Genomic DNA, 20,530 nt, shown 5'->3' with positions numbered 1-20,530 from the left:
CATGAACCATTCGAACCGACCCCTTCGCCGCCGCCTGCTCGCGGCCGTCTCGGCCACGCTGCTCGCCACCTGCGCCGCGCTGCCGTCCGCCGCCTTCGCGCAGGGCGAGCCCGTGAAGATCGGCGTGCTGATGCCCACCAAGAGCGTCATCGGCCAGCAGGGCCAGCAGGGCGCGGAGCTCGCGGCCGAGATGATCAACGACCAGGGCGGCATCCTCGGCGGGCGCAAGGTGCAGCTCATCGTCTACGACAGCAACTTCCAGCCCGTCGAGGGCGTGGCCGCGGCGCAGCGGCTCATCAACCAGGACCGCGTGAAGTTCATCGCCGGCGAGATCAGCAGCACGGTGGCGCTGGCGGTGCTGCAGATCGCGCGCGCCAACAACGTGCTGTTCATGGCGGCGGTGCCCAAGCACCCCGACCTCACGAAGTCGGGCTACGACAAGGTGTTTCGCCTCACGACCACGCTCGACGCCGATTCGGAGTACTTCGATCGCCAGCTGCTCGAGCGCGTGAAGCCGCAGAAGCTCGCGGTGGTGGCGGAGAACACGGACTACGGCCGCTACGTCATCGAGGGCTCGAAGAAGCGCTTCGGCGACAAGTTCGTGGCCGGCGAGACCTTCGAGCTCAGCCAGAGCGACTTCAGCACGCTGATGACCAAGGTCAAGGCCAGCGGCGCGGACACCGTGTGCATCGTCGCGGGCAAGCCCGAGCAGGCGGCCAACGCGCTGCGCGCGATGGGCACCGTGGGCCTGCAGGCGCGCAAGTGCACGGCCACCGGCGTGCTCAACAACCAGATCCTGCGGCTGGCGGGCGACGCCGCCGAGGGCGCCTTCGGCTCCGACATCTACGTGTCGACGCGGCGCAATCCGCTCAACGACGAATTCGTCAAGCGCTTCCAGGCCAAGCACGGCCATGTGCCCGAGAAGGTCGAGGTGCTGGGCTTCGAGTCGGTCTGGCTCACCGCCAAGGCGATGGCCGCGGCCGGCACCAGCACCGACACGGCCAAGGTGGCGGAGGCGCTGCACAAGAACGCCTGGACCACGCCGCGCGGCGAGATCCGCTTCGATGCCGGCGGCCAGTCGCAGGCCCGCGACTACGTCGACTTCGTCGCCAAGGGCGGCAAGCTGACGGCGTCGCAGTGAGCGGACGGCACCGATGACGGAATTCGTCCTTCAGCTGCTGGCCAACGGCCTGTCGAACGGCGTGGGCTACGCCTTCGTCGCGCTCGGCCTGACGCTGGTCTTCGGCGTGCTGCACGTGATCAATTTCGCGCACGGCGAGGTGTTCATGGTCGGCGCGCTCGCGGCCCTGCTGGGCACGCGCTGGGGCCTGCCCTACCTGGCGACGCTGCCGCTGGCGGTGCTGGCGGGCGTGGCGCTGGGCGCGCTGCTCGACCGCGTCTGCGTGGCGCCGCTGCTGGCGCGCAGCCACGACAAGTCCGAGGTGCTGCTCGCGACCTTCGCGGCTTCGATCATCGTGTTCGAGGCGGTGTTCGTGAGCTTCGGCGCGCAGGCCGAGAACGTGCCGGGCATCCCGGGCGTGTGGACGGCCGGCGGCGTCGCCGTGCCGTGGCAGCGCGTGTTCGTGCTCGGCGCGGGCGTCGTGGTGCTGGTGGGGATGGAGTTCCTGCTTCGGCGCACGGCCTTCGGCGTGCAGCTGCGCGCCGTGGCCCAGAGCGCCTTCGCCGCGCGCGTGGTGGGCATCCGCGTGCAGCGCGTCAACAGCCTGACCTTCGTGCTGGCCAGTGCCATCGCGGGGCTCGGCGGCGCGCTGCTCGCACCCGTGATCCTCTATTCGCCGCAGATCGGCCATGCCGTGATCATCAAGGCCTTCGTGGTGGTGGTGATGGGCGGGCTGGGCAGCGTGCGCGGCGCCGTGGTGTTCGGCGTGCTGCTGGGCGTGGTCGAGGCGCTGGCGGGCGCCTTCATGTCCGAGGGCTTCGCCGCCGCGGCCATCTACGCGCTGATGCTGGTCACGCTGCTGTGGCGGCCGCACGGCCTGATGGGGCGCGCGGCATGAAGGCGCTCCTCACTCGGCTGCCGGTGCTGCTCGCCGGCGTGGCGTTCGCCAGCGCCGCCATCGCCGGCCTCGCGAGCGCGCCCTACGTGGCCGACGTGCTGAGCTACGCGGTGGTGCTCGCGCTGTTCTCGCTCGCGGTGGGGCTGACCTTCGGCCAGCTCGGCTACGTGAGCTTCGGCCACGCGGCCTTCCTCGGCGTGGGGGCCTACGCGGTCGGCCTGCTGGTCACGCGCGGCGGGCTCGACTACTGGAGCGCGGTGCCGCTGGCGCTGCTGCCCGGCGCGGCGCTCGGCGCGCTGGTCGGCCTGGCCTCGGTGCGCCTGGGCGGCGCCTACTTCGCGATCGCCACCCTCACGCTGGCCGAGATGCTGCGGCTGGTGGCCACCAACTGGATGGACGTGACGCGCGGGCCGCTGGGCATCATGGTCATGGTCCAGCCCATGGCCTGGACCGAGCGCCTGGGCTGGAGCGGCCAGCAGGGCTACCTGTTCGTGCTGCTCGCGACGCTGGGCCTGGCGCTGCTGCTGCTGGCTCGGCTGCGCGCGGGGCCGCTCGGGCGCGCCTGGACCTTCGTGCGCGAGGCGCCCGCGCTGGCCGAGTCGGTCGGCATCCCGACGCTGCGCGCGCGCGTCATCAACATCGCGCTGTCGGGCGCGCTGGCCTCGCTGGCCGGTGGCCTGCTGGTGCCCAAGGCGCTGGTGCTCTCGCCCGACCTGTTCGGCGTGCAGCATTCGGCGGCGGGCCTGCTGGCGGTGATCCTCGGCGGCAAGGCCACGCTGATCGGGCCCGTGATCGGCGGCATCGCCTTCGGCGTGCTGCCCGAGATGCTGCGCGCCATCGACGAGTACCGGCTCGGCCTGTTCGCGCTGATGCTGCTGGTGGTGGTGCGGCTGCTGCCCGAGGGCTTCGTGTCGCTGCTGCCGCGCTGGCGCAGGCCGGCGACTTCCGGCGGTGCGGCCACGGTCGCCGCGGCGTTGCCCGCGGTGGCGATGGTGGAGACGAGCGAGGCGCGCCCCGTGGCCGCGACCGGCGCGCCCATCGTCACCGCCCGCGGCGTTGGCCGGCGCTTCGGTGGCCTGGTCGCGGTCGACGGCGTCGACATGCAGATCGCCAGCGGCGAGTTGCTCGGCATCATCGGACCCAACGGCGCGGGCAAGACCACGCTGCTGTCGATGCTCGGCGGCTTCATGGCGACCAGCACGGGCGAGATCCGGCTGGCCGGCGAGGCCATCGATGCCGGCGCGCCGAACCGGGTCGCGCGGCGCGGGCTGGTGCGCACCTTTCAGCAGACCGCGCACTGCGCATCGCTGAGTGCGTTCGACAACGTGTTGTTCGCCAGCTACCTGCTGCATCGCGAGCGGCCCTGGGCGGGCCTGGTGCGCACGCCGGCCTTCGAGGCACGCGAGCGCGAGCGGCGCGAGAACGCGGCGCGCTGCCTCGCGGCGGTCGGCCTGGCCGAGCGCGCCGATGCCGTGGCCGGTACCTTGCCTTATGGCGAGCAGAAGCTGCTCGGCGTGGCGGTGGCGCTGGCCACGCGGCCGCGCGTGCTGCTGCTGGACGAGCCCGCCGCCGGGCTCAACCACACCGAGGGCATGCGGCTGGCGGCCGTGCTGCAGCGGGTGCGCGCCGACGGCTGCACGATCGCGATCATCGACCACAACCTGCCGCTGCTGATGTCGATCTGCGACCGCATGGTGGTGCTGCAGCAGGGCCGCAAGATCGCCGAGGGCACGCCGGCCGCCATCGCCGTGCATCCCGAGGTGCTGCGCGCCTACCTGGGCACGCCCGCCGAGCCGGCCGCCGCGCAAACCACGCCCGAGGAGGTGCCGGCATGAGCTTCGCCATCGAAGGACTGCAGGTGCGCTACGGCGCCGTCACGGCGGTGCACGACGTGTCGCTGCGCATCGCGCCGGGCGAAGTGGTGGCGCTGATCGGCGCCAACGGCGCGGGCAAGTCGTCCATCCTCAAAGCCGTGATGGCGCTCACGCCGCACACGGCGCGCAAGGTGGCCATCGACGGGCGGGCGCTGGAGCGCGCCGACACGCGCGAGCGGCTGCTCGCGGGCATCTCGCTGTCGCCCGAGGGGCGCCACGTGTTCCCGCAGCTCACGGTGCGCGAGAACATCGACCTCGGCTACCTGGGCAAGGACGGCGGCGAGCGCGCGGCGCGCCGCGAAGCCATGTACCAGCGCTTCCCGCGGCTGCGCGAGCGCGAGGCCCAGGCGGCCGGCAGCCTCTCGGGCGGCGAGCAGCAGATGCTGGCGATCGCGCGCGCCGTGATGGCCGGCCCGCGCCTGCTGATGCTCGACGAGCCCACGCTCGGCCTCGCGCCGATCGTGGTGCGCGAGCTGGCCGCCGCGATCCGCCATTTCGCGCGCGGCGGCATCGCCGTGCTGCTGGCCGAGCAGAACGCCGAGATGGCGCTGTCGACGGCCGACCGCGGCTATGTGCTGCAGGGCGGGCGCGTCGTCACCGAGGCCCCGGCCCAGGCGCTGCGCGCGAGCGAGGAGGTGCGCGCCGCCTTCATGGGCATGTAGAGCGCGCCGCGCACGACCGATCACATCTTCCAGAGGACACGAGATTCCATGACCCCACAGACATCCATCGATCCTTCCGCGCCCGGGCCCGTGCGGGTCGCCGCCGTCACCGGCGCGGGCGGTGGCCTCGGCCTCGGCGTGGCCGTGGCGCTGGCGCAAGCCGGCCTGCACGTGATCGCCATCGACCGCTCGCCCAAGGTCGGGGAGGCGGTCGCCGCGCATGCCGCGCGCGGCCTGCGCATCGAGGCGGCGGTGCTCGACGTCACCGACGAGGACGGCGTGCGCGCGCTCGTGGCCTCGGCGCTCGAGCGCTTCGGCCGCTTCGACGTGCTGGTCAACAACGCCGGCATCCATCCGAAGACCGACGGCGAGCGCACCGGCGTCACGGCCATGAGCACCGCGCAGTGGAAGGAGGTGCTCGACGTCAACCTCACGAGCGCCTTCGTGTTCAGCCGCGAGGCCATTCCCGCGATGCGGCGCAACGGCTGGGGCCGCATCGTCAACATGTCCTCGCGCGCGGGCCGCACGCTGGTCGGCACGGCCGGCGTGCACTACGCGGCCTCCAAGGCCGGAATGATCGGCATGAGCCGCGTGCTGGCCGCCGAGGTGGCGGCCGACGGCATCACGGTCAACTGCATCGCGCCCGGGCGCATCGAATCGCCGATGACGCAGCAGGGCAACGAGGCGCAGCGCGCGCGGCTGGTGGGCGCGATTCCCGTCGGCCGCATCGGTACGCCCGAGGAGATCGGGCACGTCGCCGCCTTCCTGGCCTCGGAGCAATCGGGCTACCTGACGGGCGCCGTGATCGACGTCAACGGCGGCACCTTCATGGCCTGAGCGCCGCGTCGCCATAAGAAAGGACAACGCCATGTCGACTGCTCATCACGCCAAACCCCTGCGCGGCGCCGCGCCGCACCATTTCGTCGACGAGGAATGGCTGGCCCTGCGCAGCGAGCCCGTGCTCGAACCCGACCTGCCGATCTTCGATCCGCATCATCACCTGTGGGACCGGCGCCCGCACAGCCTGTACCTGCTGCCCGAGATCCTGGCCGACATCCAGGCGAGCGGCCACCACGTGCGCGGCACCGGCTTCGTCGAATGCACCTCGATGTACCGCGCCGACGGCGACCCGCGCCTGGCCTGCCTGGGCCAGGTGGAGTTCACCAACGGCATCGGCGCGATGAGCGCGAGCGGCGTCTACGGACCGGTGCGCGTGTGCGCGGCCATCGTGGGCAAGGTCGACCTGAGCGAGGGCGCCTCGGCGCGCGAGCTGCTCGAGGCCTGCGTCGCGCGCGCGCCCGATCGCTTTCGCGGCATCCGCCACATGGCCGCCTGGGACGCGAGTCCCGAGGTCAGCACTCTCGTGCGGCCGCCGCCGCGCGGGCTGCTGATGGACAAGGGCTTCCGCGCCGGCTTCGCGCAGCTCGCGCCGCTCGACCTGGTGTTCGACGCCTGGGTCTACCACCCGCAGCTGGCCGAGCTCGTCGACCTGGTCGATGCGCATCCCGAGGTCCGCGTGGTGCTCAACCACATGGGCGGACGCGCCGGCCTCGGCCCCTACGCGGCCGATCCCGCGGCCACCTTCGCGCAATGGGCGGCCGGCATCCGCGAGCTCGCGAAGCGGCCCCAGGTCTCGATCAAGATCGGCGGCATCGGCATGCGGCTGGGCGGCTTCGGCTTCCACGACCGCGACCTGCCGCCCACGTCGGCGGAACTGGCCGAGGCCTGGCGGCCGTCCTTCGAGGTCTGCCTCGAGGCCTTCGGCCCGGCGCGCGCGATGTGCGAGAGCAACTTCCCGGTCGACAAGTCCCTGTGCAGCTACCGCACGATGTGGAACACCTTCAAGCGGCTGGCCGCGCCGCTGTCGAGCGACGAGCGCGCGGCGCTGCTGGCGGGCACGGCGGTACGCACCTACCGTCTGCCGGCCGCGCTGGCGCAGCGCGCGCCGGAGCACACCGCATGACGGGACAGCGCGAGATCGCGGCGACCTGGATGCGCGGCGGCACCAGCAAGGGCGTGTTCTTCGACACGCGCGCGCTGCCGCACGGCATGGCCAGCGATGCCGCGCTGCGCGACCGGGTGCTGCTGCGCGCGATCGGCAGCCCGGACCGCTACGGCAAGCAGATCGACGGCCTGGGCGGCGCGACCTCGAGCACCAGCAAGGTGGTGCTGGTGGGTCCCGCGAGCCGGCCGGACTGCGATGTCGACTACCTGTTCGGCGCCGTCGCCATCGAGGCGCCGGTGATCGACTGGAGCGGCAACTGCGGCAACCTGAGCGCCGCGGTCGGTCCCTTCGCGATCGCGTGCGGCCTCGTCGATGCGCCGCGCGATGGCATGGCCACCGTGAGGATCTGGCAGGCCAACATCGGCAAGCGCATCGTCGCGCAGGTGCCGATGCGCGACGGCGAGGTGGTCGAGGAGGGCGATTTCGAGCTCGATGGCCTGAGCTTTCCGGGCGCGGCGATACGGCTGGACTTCCTCGACCCGGCGGGAGGGGAGGAGGGCGGTGGTGGCGCTCTCTTCCCCACAGGCCGGGCGATAGACATCCTCGAAGTGCCCGGCGCCGCGACCGTCGAGGCCAGCCTGGTCGATGCGGGCAACCCGACCGTGTTCGTCGCGGCCGCCGACCTCGGGCTCACCGGCACCGAATCGCAGGGCGAGATCAATGCGAACACCGAGCTGCTCGCCCGGCTCGAGCAGCTGCGCGCGCACGCGGCGGTGCGCATGGGGCTGGCGCGCACGGCCCAGGAGGCCACCGAATCGCGTCCCGCGACGCCCAAGCTCGCCTGGGTCGCGCCGCCGGTCGACCACGCCGTGGCCGGCGGACGCCGCGTGGCGGCGCATGAGATCGATCTCGTGGCGCGCATCCTGTCGATGGGCAAGCTGCACCACGCGATGACCGGTACCGGCGCGGTGGCGATCGCCGCCGCCGCCGCGGTGCCGGGCACCGTCGTCTCGCGCATCGCGCCGGCGAAGGCCGATGGCAGCGTGCGCTTCGGCCACGCCTCGGGCGCGATCGAGGTCGGCGCGCAGGCCGAACGGGCACCCGAGGGGCACTGGCGGATCCGGCGCGTGTCGCTGTCGCGCAGCGCGCGCCGGCTGATGGTCGGCGCCGTCTGCGTGCCGGCGGCCTGCTTCGAGGCGGCCCCCGCAAATTCAACGAACAAGGAGCAATGAACATGACCTCTACACGAACCGCCCTGGTGACGGGCGCGGCCAGCGGCATCGGCCGCGAGAGCGCGCGGCTGCTGGCCGAAGCCGGCCTCCGCGTGATCCTGCTCGATCGCAGCGAGCAGGTGCGCGAAGCGGCCGCCGAGCTTGCCGCCGCGGGCGCGAAGGCCGAGGCCGTCGTCGCCGATCTTTCCGACCTGGCCGCGCTCGATCGCGTTGGCGACCAGGTGCTGGCGCTGTGCGACGGCGTCGACATCCTGGTCAACAACGCGGGCGTGCATCCCAAGGTCGATGGCCGCATCGCGCAGTTCGAGGCCATCGCGCTGGCGGACTGGGAGTTCGTCTTCCGCGTCAACACCACCGCGCCGTTCCTGCTGTGCCAGAAGATGCTGCCGGCGATGAAGCACAAGGGATGGGGCCGGATCGTCAACATCGCCTCGCGCGCGGGCCGCACCTATTCGCCGCGCGCCGGCACCCACTACTCGGCGTCGAAGGCCGCGGTGATCGGCATGACGCGAAAGATCGCGGGCGACTACGCGCCGTTCGGCATCACGGCCAACTGCATCGCGCCCGGGCAGATCGAGACGCCGCTGGCGCGGACCTCGGCGCCGGAGGTGCTCGCCGAGGCCGCGAAGAAGATTCCGGCCGGCCGGCTCGGCACGGTCGGCGAGATCGCCTCGGCCGTGCTCTACCTCGCCAGCGACGGCGCCAGCTTCGTCAACGGCACGGTGGTCGACATCAACGGCGGCGAGACCATGGCCTGAGGCCGGTCCCCATTTTTTTCCAACGATCAAGGAGTTCCCCCGATGGAGCAGACCCTGGAGCAGGAAGCGCCAGCGCCGTTTCCGCAGATCCGGTCGGTGTTGAAGCACAAGCGCCGCATCGTCGGCGTGGCCAGCGCGGGCGTCGCCGCGCTGGGCATCTGGCTGGCATGGCGCACCGGCGTCGTCGAGCTGTATGCGATCGCGCTGGTGCTCGCGGCGGCGGTGCACATGGCCATGAAGGTGGCGGTCGAGGTGATCGAGCTGGTCGCCGAGACGCTGATGCCGAGATGAGCACGATGACATTCGACGTTTGCGTGGTGGGCGCGGGCCTGGCGGGGCTGACCGCCGGCGTGCGCGCGGCCGAGGCCGGGCTGCGCGTGGTGGTGCTCGAGCGCTCGGCCGATCCCGAGTACCTGTGCAATTCGCGGCTGACCGGCGGCGCCTTCCACGTCTGCCTCAACGACATCCAGACCGAGGCCGGCCGGCTCGAGCGGATCATCCTCGACGCGACGCACGGCGCCGCGCACGCGGGCCTCGCGCGCGCCATCGCGACCGATGCGCGCCGCGCCGTCAAGTGGCTGCAGTCTCAGGGCATCCGTTTCATCAAGGGCGGTTCCGAGCCGCACCACAACTTCGTGCTGTCGCCGCCTTCGCTGCAGCGCGTGGGTTCGGAATGGCGCGGCCGCGGCGGCGACGTGCTGCTGCGCACGCTGGGCGCGGCCCTGGCGCGTCATGGCGGCGAGCTCAGGCGCGGCCACCGCGCGCAGGAACTGATGGTGGCGCATGGCCGCTGCGTCGGCGTGAAGGGCTTGGCGCAGGAGGGGCCGTTCTCGATCGAGGCCGACGCGGTCGTGATCGCCGACGGCGGCTTCCAGTGCGATCCGGCGCTGCTGCGCCAGAGCATCTCGCCCGAGCCCGCGAAGCTGCTGCAGCGCAATGCGCGCTCGGGCCTGGGCGACGGCGTGCGCATGGCACAGGCGGCCGGGGCACGGCTGTCGGACCTGCGCGGCTTCTACGGCCACGTGATGAACCGCAACGCGATGACCGACGACCGGCTGTGGCCGCTGCCGTGGATGGACAACGTGGCCACAGCCGCCATCGTGGTGGATGCCGGCGGGCAGCGCATCGCCGACGAGGGCCGCGGCGGCGTCTACCTGGCCAACCGCATCGCGGCGCTGGCGGACCCGCTGTCGGCCTTCGTGGTCTTCGACCAGCCGATCTGGGACGGGCCGGGCACCTCGCGCTTCCTGCCGCCCAATCCGCACATGGAGAAGTGCGGCGGCGCCATCGAGCGCGCCGATTCGATCGAGGCGCTGGCCGGCAAGCTCGGCATCGACGGTGCGGCGCTCGCGGCCACGGTCGCGGGCCACAACGCCGCGCTGGCGGCGGGCACGACGGCCAGACTGGCGCCGCCGCGCAGCCTGGAGCGCTACAAGGCGCTGCCGGTCGTGACCGGGCCCTTCTACGGCGTGCCGGTATGCGCCGGAATCACCTACACCATGGGCGGCCTCGCGATCGACGAATGGTCGCGCGCCATGGACGAACAGGGCGCGCCCTTCGCGGGGCTGTACGCGGCCGGCGGGGCCAGCGGCGGCCTCGAGGGCGGCGAGGACGTCGGCTACGTGGGCGGCCTGGCGAAGGCTGCGACCACCGGCCTGCGTGCCGCGGAGCACATCGTGGGCCAGCGCGCAACGGCGCGCTCCTGAGCGATGCGCAACATCAAGACTGGGAAGCAATGGAACAACAAGCAGTGAAGACGGACGTGCTCGTGGTGGGCGGTGGTCCGGTGGGGCTGTCGCTCGCGGGCGACCTGGGCTGGCGCGGCCATGCGTGCGTGCTGATCGAGCAGGGCGACGGCGTGGTGCGGCAGGCCAAGATGGACGGCGTGGGCGTGCGCACCATGGAGTTCTGCCGGCGGTGGGGCATCGTGGCCGACGTGGAGGGCAGCGACTACAACCGCGCCTATCCGCAGGACAACGTCTACCTGACCACGCTCGACGGCTACGAGCTGGGCCGCCAGCCGATGCCGGCGATGCAGGACGACCGGCCGCCGCCCGAGAGCCCGCAGAAGCGCGAGCGCTGCCCGCAGAACATGTTCGACCCGATCCTGCAGAAGTTCGCGCGCTCGCGCCCGGGCGTCTCGCTGCGCTACGGCCAGCGGCTGCTCGACTTCGAGCAGGACGCCGAGGGCGTGACCGCCACCGTCGAGCACGCCGCCACCGGCGTCAGGACCGTCTACCGCGCGCGCTACCTGGTCGGCTGCGACGGCGGGCGCAGCACCGTGCGCGAGCGGCTGGGCATCGGCATGCAGGGCAAGGGCGTGCTCACGCACACCACCAACGTGATCTTCCGCTGCGCCGGCTTCAACGCGCTGCACGACAAGGTGCCGGGCTACCGCTACATGTTCGTCGGCGCGCAGGGCGTGTGGGCCACCATCGTCGCGATCAACGGCAAGGACCAGTGGCGCATGTCGATCATCGGCACCGCCGACGAACGCAAGGTCTACGGCGACGACGAGCTCAAGGCCTTCGCGCACCGCGCGGTGGGCCGCGTGTTCGAACTCGAGATCCTCAGCATCCTGCGCTGGACCCGCATCGAGCAGGTGGCCGACGCCTATGGGCGCGATCGCGTGTTCATCGCGGGCGATGCCTGCCACCTGACCTCGCCGACCGGCGGGCTCGGCATGAACACCGGCATTGGCGACGCGGTCGACATCTCGTGGAAGCTCTCGGCCTGCCTCGAGGGCTGGGGCGGTCCGGCGCTGCTGGCGTCCTACGGCATCGAGCGCCGCCCGATCGCGCACCGCATCACGCGCTTTTCCACCAGCAACCTCGAGGTGATGCAGCAGGTGCCGCACACCGCACGGGTCTTCGAGCCCGGCGAGGCGGGCGACCGCGCCCGCGCGCAGGTGGGGCAGGCGCTGTCCGACGGGCTGCGCAAGGAGTGGTTCTCGAAGAACATGCACCTGGGCAACCGCTACACCGGCTCGCCCGTGTGCGTCTACGACGAGCCCGAGTCGCCCGAGCAGATCCAGGCCGAGTTCCTCGATGCCGTGAACTACCGGCCCGGCACGCGGCCCGGCGCGCGCGCGCCGCATGCCTGGCTCGAGGACGGGCGCTCGACGCTCGACCTGTTCGGCCGCGGCTTCGTGCTGATGAGCGATGCGGCCCACGTCGACGAGGCCGCCGCGCTGCTGGCCGCGGCCGAGGCGGCGGGCGTGCCCGTGCGCCAGCAGGCGATGCGCGAGCCCGAGGTGATCGCGGCCTACCAGAAGCGCCATGTGCTGGTGCGGCCCGACGGGCACGTGGCCTGGCGCGGCGATGCGATGCCGCGCGACCCGGCGGCGCTGGTGAAGACCGTGGCCGGACATTGAGCGGGATAGACGAAGAAATGGAAACGAGAGGAATGCAATGACACAGCAAGAGAACCAGCACGACGTGGTCGTGATCGGCGCCGGCATGGCCGGCCATTGCGCGGCCATCGAGGCGGCGCGGCGCGGCGCCAGCGTGCTGCTGCTCGAGAAGACCGCGCTGTACGGCGGCAGCACCCGCATGTGCGGCGGCGCCTTCGCGTTCGCCGGCACCGAGGTGCAGCGGCGCAACGAGATTCCCGACAGCGCGCAGCTGCTCGAGCAGGACCTGCTCGAGGCCGGCAAGCATCGCAACGACAAGGCGCTGGTGCATGTGTACGCCGAGCGCCAGTACGAGACCTACGAATGGCTGCAGGCGATGGGCTTGCGCTTCGACAAGGTCTCGCTGAGCGGCAGCCAGTCGGTGCCGCGCAACCACAGCATCGACCCCGTGCTGGTGCTCGAGACGCTGCATGCGCAGGCGCTCGCGGCCGGCGTCGGGTACCGCGCCGGCGCCCACGTCGAGCGGCTGCTGACCCAGGGCGAGGGCGACGCGCGCCGCGTGACCGGCGTGGTGCTGAAGGACGGCGAGCGCATCGGCGCGCGCGGCGGCGTGGTGATCGCCACCGGCGGCTTCTCGCGCGCGCCCGACCTGGTCGAGCGCTTCGCGCCGCACCTGCGCGACGCGCGGCCCATGGGCGGCCACGGCAACACCGGCGACGGCCTGCGCATGGCCTGGGCGCTCGGCGCCGACCTGATCGACCTCGGCTACGTCAAGGGCACCTTCGGCGCGCCCGTGGCGGAGCCGGCGCCGGGCAAGGAGGAGGTGGCGCCGCGGCTGGTGTCGGCCATGTACCGCGGCGCGATCATCGTGAACAGGGCAGGGCGCCGCTTCGTGAACGAATCGGTGTCGTACAAGACCATCGGCGACCGCTGCCTCGAGCAGCCCGAGCTGCTGGGCTTCCAGGTCTTCGACCAGCGGGTGATGGACCAGTCCTCGCCGCTGCCCACGGTGGCCGACTACAAGGGCGCGCTCGATGCCGGCCTGGTGAAGCAGGCCGATTCGCTCGAGGCGCTGGCCGCCGCGCTGGGCATCGAGGCCGCCGCGCTGCGCGAGACCGTCGACGCCTACAACCGCGCCTGCGACGGCGCCGAGCCCGATGCCTTCGCCCGCACCTCGCTGAGCACCGGCTACGGCAAGCCCACGCGCGTGGAGACCGGGCCGTTCTACGGCCTGGCCTGCACCACCGGACTGACCTCGACTTATTGCGGCCTGCACATCGACGTCGATGCGCGCGTGCTCGACGTCTACAAGCGGCCGATCGAGGGCCTCTATGCGACGGGCGAGGTGATGGGCGGCTTCCATGGCGAGACCTACATGAGCGGTTCCTCGCTGGCCAAGGGCTGCATCTTCGGACGCCTGGCGGCGCAGCATGCCGTGGCGAGGGCCGCGGCATGAGCGCGGGACAGACCAGCCCCGGCGCGCGTTTCCGCGCTGCGCTGCGCGAGGAGTCGCCGCTGCAGATCGTCGGCACCATCAACGCCAACCATGCGCTGCTGGCGCGCCGCGCCGGCTACCGCGCCATCTATCTCTCGGGCGGCGGCGTCGCCGCGGGCTCGCTGGGCCTGCCGGACCTCGGCATGAGCGGCCTGGAGGACGTGCTGGTCGACGTGCGCCGCATCACCGACGTGTGCGACACGCCGCTGCTGGTGGACATCGACACCGGCTTCGGCCCCAGCGCCTTCAACATTGCGCGCACGGTGCGCAGCCTGGTCAAGGCCGGCGCGGCCGCCTGCCACATCGAGGACCAGGTCGGCGCCAAGCGCTGCGGCCATCGGCCGGGCAAGGAGATCGTCGGCGTGCGCGAGATGGCCGACCGCGTGAAGGCGGCCGTGGATGCGCGCACCGACGATGCCTTCTTCGTGATCGCGCGCACCGACGCGATCGCGATGGAGGGCGTCGATGCAGCGATCGAGCGCGCACGCGCCTGTGTCGAGGCCGGCGCCGACGCCGTGTTCGCCGAGGCCGCGCAGGACCTGCCGACTTACCGGCGCTTCGTGGACGCCACCGGCGTGCCGGTGCTCGCGAACATCACGGAGTTCGGCCAGACGCCGCTGTTCTCGGTCGAGGAACTGCGTTCCGCCGGCGTCGCGATGGTGCTCTATCCCTTGAGCGCCTTCCGCGCGATGAACAAGGCGGCCGAGGCGGTCTATGGTGCGATTCGTCGCGATGGTCATCAGCGCGCGGTGCTGGATTCGATGCAGACGCGCGAGGAGCTCTATGAACGCATCGGTTATCACGCCTTTGAGCAGCGGCTCGATGCGTTGTTTTCGCAGGGGCGTCGCGGGGCTTGAGGGGGCCTTGGCTGCTGTGGCTGCAGTCGTTTCAAAAAAACAATGAGTGATACGCCAATTCCGTGAGACACAAGCGGGCTTATGTCAAGCGTTTCCAGCTTGAAAAATCGTAAATCTCTGAAAGAGTATGAACGACGAAAAGGCCCCGTAAGGGGCCTTAGCTTTTTCGACCGCAGGAGCTGGCGGCCGCCAGCGTTTTCCTTCTGCACGGGCGAGCAGGGCAGGGCAGCTAACCACCTTGCACCCTCTTGGATACACGCCTACGCCACAAGGGCTCCGGCAATGGTTTTGCAACAGGGTTGCGCTAGCGTCTCGGCATGTAACTAGTGATCGCGATCGCCAGAATCCTTGTCTAGCTGCCTCTTCACAGCCTTGATCGCCAGGTGCCCCACCACACCGAAGAGCGCGCAGCAGCAGATGACCGAAAACTCGTATGAGTCCCAGCTCATGAGCTACCTCTTCCGCAGCAACTGCGCGCGCAGGAGCTTCGCGACAACGTCGCTCACAGTCATGCCAACCTGGCCGTCCATGTTCTGCCTGGCCAGGTACGCGTCCAAGCCTTCTTTCACATCGTCGGGAAGGAGCAGCACCACCTGCTTTCCCTTGCGTGCTCGGTAAGCCGCTTGCCGCTCTGCGCCGGTCATAGGTTCCACCTTCCGTTTACGTTGCATGCCCAGATCGTACCGTCACTAGTGACGGCCTGTCTACTGGGTCTGAAAGGACCAGGGCGAGCCCGCCTTAACTCGCGGCTGAAATCCGTTGTTGCCGCCCTGCGTCTCCAACGGCGCAGCCGGCTGGCGCTTGACGCCGTTGTCAATGAGCGTCAGACCGGCCGGACGACTGGCCGCCTGGTCAGCCTGGTCCGCGCCAACGCGACCGGACTCAGAGCGGATCTGGTCCTGCCTCGCGTCGGACACGCGTAGCTCCCCCTCCATCGGCCACATCGTGGCCATCGAAGACCACTCCCCGACCTGGAGCCGCACCGTAGGCCCAGTCACGATCACGGCCACTCCGAGGTCGCGCAAGGTATCGAGGGTCTGCCGCTCCACGACTCGCGTACCACCGTCGATCCACTCCACGACCCCGGCAGTGTGGCCGCGCCCGACGAGGAGGCCGGACAGTCGAATCCGATACTTCGAGGTGAGGTCATTGAAATAGCGCTCCTGAGGCGATTTCTCGGCCGCTGGTGCCTGGGCCTTGACCGGTGCGATTTGAGCGCTTGGCGGTGCCATTCCGGCCGTTGGCGGAGCCTTGCCGCTTGCCGCAGTCGAATGCGCAACCGCGGTTGGCTGCGGTGGCTTGAAGAACGCGTAGGCTTTCCAGCCACCCCAGACCAGGCAGAAGATCGCGATCATCGCCCCGTACTGAAAGCCCGAACTCTTCCAGAACACCGCGCGGTTATCGGTGTACGTCTCAGTGTCGATCTCCTCTGAGTTGTGGCTCTTGTAGGTCCCGAAGTACTTCACGTCGTACTTGTTGATGTTGTCGGTGACCTTGACGAACTCGCCGTTGCCCTGGCCCTTGTAGATCGTGACGCGGTACCGCTTGTCCTGGCCGAGCGCGGACAGCTTCAAAAACGTGAATTTCTGATCAACCCGCCGCCGCCAGAGCGCCAACACGTCGAGCAGGGATTGACCCATGAGCAGCACCGTCATGCCACGGTGGCCGTGCTCCGACACGAACAACGTCAGCTCCTCGGTGGCCTTGGTGCGATTGCCCCACCAGCTCTGCGCCTCATCGAAGACGTGCAGGGCGTTGTCCCGGGTCTTTTCGATCCACGTCCCGTCGATGGTGACCATCTTGCCCTTGCGCTTCACCTCGCGGGGCCGCATGTCCTCGCGCGTCAGCGGAAACAGCAATGCCTTGACCTGCTCGAAGGGAATGTCGGCAGCTTCGGCGATCCGTGCCTGGCACGCCTCGGTGTCCAACCCCTCGATGTACGCCACCACCTCGCGGCCCTTCTTGAGCCACGGAATGACAAGCGTACTCATTGCCTCGTACGACTTGCCAGAACGAGGCAGGCCCTCGTAAAAAAGGATTGCCATGGTCTACCACTGGAAGAGGGTAAAGAACTTGCGCGTGAGCCTGAACGCGTAGCCCGCGCCGATGATGGCCATGGCCTGCGGGACACCGCATTGCGTAGCCACCCAGATGATTCCGCCGTCCATGCCGGACCAGACACCGCCGAGCCCGCCCGACAGCCAGGCCGGCACAGGGATGATGGACACGATGTAGACAAACGCGCCGACCAGGCCATCGAGCACAGCCACGAACGCGTCTTGCACGAAGTCCCACATGGCGCCGAACACGGCAACGACCAAGGACCACAACCAGTCGGTAAATTGCTTGAGCATGCTGTCTCCGATTACTCGATCGCCGAGCGGAAGGCCCAGATCGTGGCCAGCAGCATCAGCACGCCTTTGATGGCCAACATGACGCGCTCCGCCATGGTCGAGCAGAACGCATCGAAGCTGAACGACACCGTTCTATCGAACAGCGGGAACGAACCCTCGCTCGTGGGGCAGGAACCGCCACCTGCGACGTTGAAGAAGCCCGCAACAGCAGCACCTGCAGGAGACGACAGCATGGCATCTTTACCAGCGACAAGCACCCCCTTGAAGGTACGTTCACCCTTTGTGTACAGCTTCGAACCATCCACCTTCGTGGGGTCACCACCACACCCGGTATCCGACGAGTTTTTCTCGCATTTCTCAGCCTTCTTGTCGCCTTCCTTCTCGGCCTCTTTCGTCACACCACTCCCGGTCGTAGTGGTGCTCTCACTACGCAAGGTGCCATCCGGGTTTGTAGTGCGAACAGTCTTCGTGGTGGTCGACGTCCCGTCGACATTCTTCGTCGTCGTCGTCGTTGTCGTGGTCTTCGATCCATCGGCATTCGTCGCCGTTTCTGACGTCGTCTCTGACGTCTTCTTGTCGTCGGACTTCGGCGGGTCGGGCGTGCCTGGCGGCTTCGTGCCGTCACCAGGTTGCGACATATCCGGCGCACACACAGGCTTGCCGTTCACCACGCCAGCAGCCTCGCCAGGCGCGCAGGAATCGGGAGGCACCGCATCGTTAGGGGAGGGCGCATTCCCATCGCCGGTGGGCACACCAGGGCCACCGCCAGAATCGCACTTACTGCCATTCGTCGAGTAAGAACCCTTGGCGAAGTAATGCTTCTTGCCCTGAACAAGGGCAGAGCCCGCAGGAAACTCCCCATCGAAAGCAGCGGCACAACCCTTGGAACAAACGATGTACGGCGGCCCTTTGGCAATCTCGCTGCCCGCATCGAAGTAACCGCCGCTGATCGTCTGACCAGGCGTGCAGTTGGCTTGATTCAGCTCGCACGCAGTGTGTGCAGCATTCTCGGTATAAGGTGAATTGCAAGCACACTGAGTCCCCGTAAGCGTGCTGTTCGCAGGACAAAGCTGCGCGGCGCGAGTCTGGAAGGTGCTACCAGCGGAATCCGACACGCGCTGACCATTGCTTCGCTGAAACCTCTGATAGGCACAACTGCCATTGGCGTTGATATAGGAATTCGCGAAGGTGGTCAACGTATCCCCGCCTAGATAGGCCATCCAATCCGCGCAAGCCGCCTCCTTTGTTGAAAACCAACCCTGCGGATTTTGAATTCTGTACTCAGTGCCAGCGACCGTAGGAATCAACGCAACAGCCTGCCCAGCGACCAGCAGCAGCAACAGCGCGAACACGCGCAGCAGATGACGCGTCATGTCAATTGACCCGAAGGCCCATAACGCAAGCGGCGCCACTGAGGACGCCGCAGAAGAAAGCAAGGATGAGCCACATGGTGGTAATGCTCGGACCGTCACTAGTGACGACCCGAGCTAGTGGCATCAGCCGCGAATGAAGCCGATGACCTTCTTGGCGCCGTAGCGCACGACTTCCGGCACGACCTTCAGCGCGCCGATGGCCAGGATGCCAACGCCGATTGCGGCGAAGTCCACAGCGCCCGTGATCGAAGAAAAGTCCATGATGATTTCCTTTAACGTGAGTTGATGAAATTGACCACCGTCCCGACTGCCCACCCGAAGAGGTAGCAGACGACCACACACGAAAACCCCCACGCCCAGACGGCAGCAAACTCGGTTGGCGAGGGAGTCACGAACGCCGATGCAACGCCGAGTTCGGACCCGGCGACAACGACATACGAACAGGTTGAAAGGTCCGACGGCTGCGAGGCCGTGATTGCGAGCGGCTGCGAGCCATCCGCTAGTGCTGGCAGGGCTTGCGCGCAAATCACGCCTCATCCCTCCAGCGAATGCAGGGCACGGCCGCGTGATCGCGGTTGCGTGCCAGGTAGATGCGCTCGCCGCGCTGTGCGGCACGCTCGATGACGTCGGCCACGAGCCACAGACCGACAAACGCCGCAATGCTCCAGAAGAACACGACCATGCAGAACTCGAACGTCATCGCACGCCCTCTGCATAGTCGTCGGCCGTGCCCAGGCGATCCAAATCGATCACAGTCACCGGCTCACCATGCTCGGCGTACTCGATGGCCATGTGCATGGCTTCCTCCTCGTCGGTGATGACACCGCCGCCAGCCTCCCGCAACGAGCGCACCCATTCCGGCTGGCCATCAACTAGTGACGGGCAGAGGAACCGCCCTGTTTCGAGAGACTGGACGACGAACCGCATCACGCCGCCTGCGGACCCCGCTGAGCGGGTTGCTTCATGTCGAGCGGCTTGATCGCGACCATGATGATCTTGGTCCCGTCTTCACGCGTGGCCTCGACCTCGAAGGTCGCCATGGCGCGGATGGGCGCCGCGTTGAGCGTCGGGCCAAGGTGCGCCCACTTCTCGAACTCGGTGTGATCGCCGAGCTTGAACGGGCGCGTCACGTGGCCGAGCGCGCGGCCTGCGCCGTTCTCCTTCATATCCACTTCGCAGTGGAAGACGGTCGAGCTGAACGCGCGACCCTCGAACGTGCCGGTCGATTCCTTGATACCGTGCACAAGCACTTCCGATTGCATTTGCATACTGGTTTTCTCCAGGCCGGGTTAAGCCGCTTGCATGGCCTGGCCAGGGCCTGCGGGCTGTAGAAAGGTCACGACGGTGCGGGCGGCTGATGCAGCCAGCTCCAGCTCGGAGAAGGCCTTGAGCCGCCCCGGCCGCTTGTATTGGCCATCGTCACCAACGGGGAAGAGGTCGAGCAGCACATCGACGCCGAGGTGCTTGATGGCGAAGGACACGCTTGGCGAGGCCACATTGCGCAGCCAGCGGATGCAGCGCGAGACTTCCGCGTTCACCGTCTCCAGGGGCAGGCGCGGAGTGGTCTTAATGCGCTGCCGCTCGAACAGCTCATCTGCGAGCGCGAGCATCTCCGAATGCCAGGCGGACGCACCTGCAAAGAAGTCAGCCGGCCGCCGCAGCATGTCGGAGGGCAGCTCCCGCACCTTGTTGCCATAGCGCGTCTCGATGCGCACCCAGGGGTTGCCAGAGTCCTCGCCGAAGAGCTGGTGACCCTTCTCGTACACGTTGGTCTGCTTTCCCGTGGACTTCATGCCCAGGTAGAAGGACCGCGCTTTGCCATTGATCCAGTCGCCTGGCTGCGTGGTCTTCGGCCGCTTGCCGTAGACATCCATGGCCCCCGCCCGGTAGTCCGTGGCCAAGCGCTCCATGCCGCCTGGCATACCGTCGAAGAAGTCCAACGCGAGATCGACGCGCGTCACATCGCCGTCTTCGTCATCAATCAGCTTCGCCAGGCGCGTGGTCCACTCGTGCTCTGCGAACGTGCACGCGGCTCCGAAGAGGTTGCAGTGCAGCGTCTGCGCTTGTGCCTGCTGCCGAGGGCTGTCACTGCTGGTCAGGAAGCCGACCCAGCCGCATTCCTGGCCGTTGCGCTCGATGCTCCAGCGGTAGCGATAGAAGTCATGGCCCTTGCGAATCTCGGGGTGCACGCTGAACTCTCGGCCGAGGATGCCCGCGACGGTCTGCGCGAGCTGCATCGCCTGCGTGCCCGCCCAGTGCTCCTCGTTCGGTAGCTCGGCCAGCACCTTGTGCACCCGATGCGCTTGCGCTTCCCAGATGTTGAAGGGCTCGGGCCCGAACAGCAGCTCGGCCGAGGGGAGGGCGGCATTGCGACGCTGGACAGTGAAACGAACCCAGTCAACATGGACGTTAGTCTTCGACGCCCTGCGCTCCGCTTGGAGCCTCCACTTCACCTCACCACCATCCAAGACGAGCGAGTTCCGAGCCGGGCGCGTCATCGAACGTTACCCCCGTGATTACCAACGGGGGTGGCTGACACCGACCCGGCGCCCGCGCAGGCGCGTGCGCTCGTGTCGGCGCCCGCTTTGCTCCGGCGTGAGCCCGCGACAG

Annotated in this window: 22 protein-coding genes; 13 read left to right on the top strand and 9 right to left on the bottom strand. The window is 68.9% G+C overall.

Annotation, left to right across the window (positions count from 1 at the left end; translation table 11 throughout):
* Position 1 precedes the first annotated feature (1 nt).
* From ACODT0_RS18845 to prpB, 13 genes are read left to right on the top strand one after another with little or no spacing between them, the layout of a single operon-like run.
* Positions 2–1,141, top strand: a complete 1,140-nt coding sequence (locus tag ACODT0_RS18845; RefSeq protein ID WP_296730129.1) for an ABC transporter substrate-binding protein — start codon at positions 2–4, stop codon at positions 1,139–1,141.
* Positions 1,142–1,154: 13 nt separating this feature from the next.
* The gene (locus tag ACODT0_RS18840) at positions 1,155–2,018 is read left to right on the top strand and encodes a branched-chain amino acid ABC transporter permease (RefSeq protein ID WP_261214176.1); all 864 of its coding nucleotides are present in this window, start codon (positions 1,155–1,157) and stop codon (positions 2,016–2,018) included.
* Complete coding sequence (locus tag ACODT0_RS18835; RefSeq protein ID WP_296730130.1) at positions 2,015–3,853, top strand: branched-chain amino acid ABC transporter ATP-binding protein/permease; 1,839 nt, start codon at positions 2,015–2,017, stop codon at positions 3,851–3,853. The genes ACODT0_RS18840 and ACODT0_RS18835 overlap by 4 nt, the downstream gene beginning before the upstream one ends.
* Complete coding sequence (locus ACODT0_RS18830) at positions 3,850–4,554, top strand: ABC transporter ATP-binding protein (protein WP_489041983.1); 705 nt, start codon at positions 3,850–3,852, stop codon at positions 4,552–4,554. Before ACODT0_RS18835 ends, ACODT0_RS18830 begins: the two co-directional genes overlap by 4 nt.
* Before the next feature lie 48 nt (positions 4,555–4,602).
* Positions 4,603–5,391, top strand: a complete 789-nt coding sequence (locus tag ACODT0_RS18825; RefSeq protein WP_489041982.1) for an SDR family oxidoreductase — start codon at positions 4,603–4,605, stop codon at positions 5,389–5,391.
* Positions 5,392–5,422: 31 nt separating this feature from the next.
* Positions 5,423–6,517 (top strand): amidohydrolase family protein, encoded by a 1,095-nt coding sequence (locus ACODT0_RS18820; RefSeq protein WP_489041981.1) that lies wholly within the window; start codon positions 5,423–5,425, stop codon positions 6,515–6,517.
* Positions 6,514–7,731 (top strand): 2-methylaconitate cis-trans isomerase PrpF, encoded by a 1,218-nt coding sequence (prpF, locus tag ACODT0_RS18815; protein WP_489041980.1) that lies wholly within the window; start codon positions 6,514–6,516, stop codon positions 7,729–7,731. The genes ACODT0_RS18820 and prpF overlap by 4 nt, the downstream gene beginning before the upstream one ends.
* Positions 7,732–7,733: 2 nt before the next feature.
* Positions 7,734–8,489: an SDR family NAD(P)-dependent oxidoreductase gene (locus tag ACODT0_RS18810; RefSeq protein ID WP_489041979.1), complete on the top strand. Its 756-nt coding sequence runs from the start codon at positions 7,734–7,736 to the stop codon at positions 8,487–8,489.
* Between the two features lie 42 nt (positions 8,490–8,531).
* Positions 8,532–8,780, top strand: coding sequence for a hypothetical protein (locus tag ACODT0_RS18805; protein WP_261214165.1), 249 nt, complete (start codon positions 8,532–8,534; stop codon positions 8,778–8,780).
* A 5-nt stretch (positions 8,781–8,785) separates the two neighbouring features.
* Entirely contained in the window at positions 8,786–10,195 is a 1,410-nt protein-coding gene (locus tag ACODT0_RS18800; protein ID WP_489041978.1) for an FAD-dependent oxidoreductase, read from the top strand.
* 29 nt (positions 10,196–10,224) lie between these two features.
* A complete protein-coding gene (locus ACODT0_RS18795) occupies positions 10,225–11,862 on the top strand; it encodes an FAD-dependent monooxygenase (protein ID WP_489041977.1) in 1,638 nt (545 codons plus the stop codon).
* A 37-nt stretch (positions 11,863–11,899) separates the two neighbouring features.
* On the top strand, positions 11,900–13,297 hold the full coding sequence (locus tag ACODT0_RS18790; protein ID WP_489041976.1) for an FAD-dependent oxidoreductase: 1,398 nt from the start codon (positions 11,900–11,902) through the stop codon (positions 13,295–13,297).
* Positions 13,294–14,193, top strand: a complete 900-nt coding sequence (prpB, locus tag ACODT0_RS18785; protein ID WP_489041975.1) for a methylisocitrate lyase — start codon at positions 13,294–13,296, stop codon at positions 14,191–14,193. The genes ACODT0_RS18790 and prpB overlap by 4 nt, the downstream gene beginning before the upstream one ends.
* A gap of 452 nt (positions 14,194–14,645) precedes the next feature.
* On the opposite strand, the gene ACODT0_RS18780 is transcribed toward prpB, so the two are convergent.
* The 9 genes from ACODT0_RS18780 to ACODT0_RS18740 all read right to left on the bottom strand — a co-directional run bounded on the left by ACODT0_RS18780 (position 14,646) and on the right by ACODT0_RS18740 (position 20,373).
* Positions 14,646–14,837 carry a hypothetical protein gene (locus tag ACODT0_RS18780; protein WP_489041974.1) on the bottom strand — a complete coding sequence of 64 codons (192 nt, stop codon included), beginning with the start codon at positions 14,835–14,837 and terminating at the stop codon, positions 14,646–14,648.
* Positions 14,838–14,897: 60 nt separating this feature from the next.
* A complete protein-coding gene (locus ACODT0_RS18775) occupies positions 14,898–16,238 on the bottom strand; it encodes a zonular occludens toxin domain-containing protein (RefSeq protein ID WP_489041973.1) in 1,341 nt (446 codons plus the stop codon).
* A gap of 3 nt (positions 16,239–16,241) precedes the next feature.
* Positions 16,242–16,547, bottom strand: coding sequence for a hypothetical protein (locus ACODT0_RS18770; protein WP_489041972.1), 306 nt, complete (start codon positions 16,545–16,547; stop codon positions 16,242–16,244).
* Between the two features lie 11 nt (positions 16,548–16,558).
* Positions 16,559–17,920 (bottom strand): hypothetical protein, encoded by a 1,362-nt coding sequence (locus ACODT0_RS18765; RefSeq protein WP_489041971.1) that lies wholly within the window; start codon positions 17,918–17,920, stop codon positions 16,559–16,561.
* Between the two features lie 123 nt (positions 17,921–18,043).
* A complete protein-coding gene (locus tag ACODT0_RS18760; protein ID WP_489041970.1) occupies positions 18,044–18,181 on the bottom strand; it encodes a hypothetical protein in 138 nt (45 codons plus the stop codon).
* Between the two features lie 265 nt (positions 18,182–18,446).
* Entirely contained in the window at positions 18,447–18,620 is a 174-nt protein-coding gene (locus ACODT0_RS18755; RefSeq protein WP_489041969.1) for a hypothetical protein, read from the bottom strand.
* Complete coding sequence (locus tag ACODT0_RS18750; RefSeq protein WP_489041968.1) at positions 18,617–18,847, bottom strand: hypothetical protein; 231 nt, start codon at positions 18,845–18,847, stop codon at positions 18,617–18,619. Before ACODT0_RS18750 ends, ACODT0_RS18755 begins: the two co-directional genes overlap by 4 nt.
* The gene (locus tag ACODT0_RS18745) at positions 18,847–19,188 is read right to left on the bottom strand and encodes a hypothetical protein (protein WP_489041967.1); all 342 of its coding nucleotides are present in this window, start codon (positions 19,186–19,188) and stop codon (positions 18,847–18,849) included. The genes ACODT0_RS18750 and ACODT0_RS18745 overlap by 1 nt, the downstream gene beginning before the upstream one ends.
* A gap of 21 nt (positions 19,189–19,209) precedes the next feature.
* Positions 19,210–20,373 carry a replication initiation factor domain-containing protein gene (locus ACODT0_RS18740; protein WP_489041966.1) on the bottom strand — a complete coding sequence of 388 codons (1,164 nt, stop codon included), beginning with the start codon at positions 20,371–20,373 and terminating at the stop codon, positions 19,210–19,212.
* Positions 20,374–20,530: the final 157 nt, after the last annotated feature.

The sequence above is a fragment of the Variovorax sp. FG153 genome, assembly GCF_057809595.1.
The sequence above is the reverse complement of the archived record's forward strand: the minus strand, read 5'-3'. Positions and strand labels throughout refer to the sequence as shown.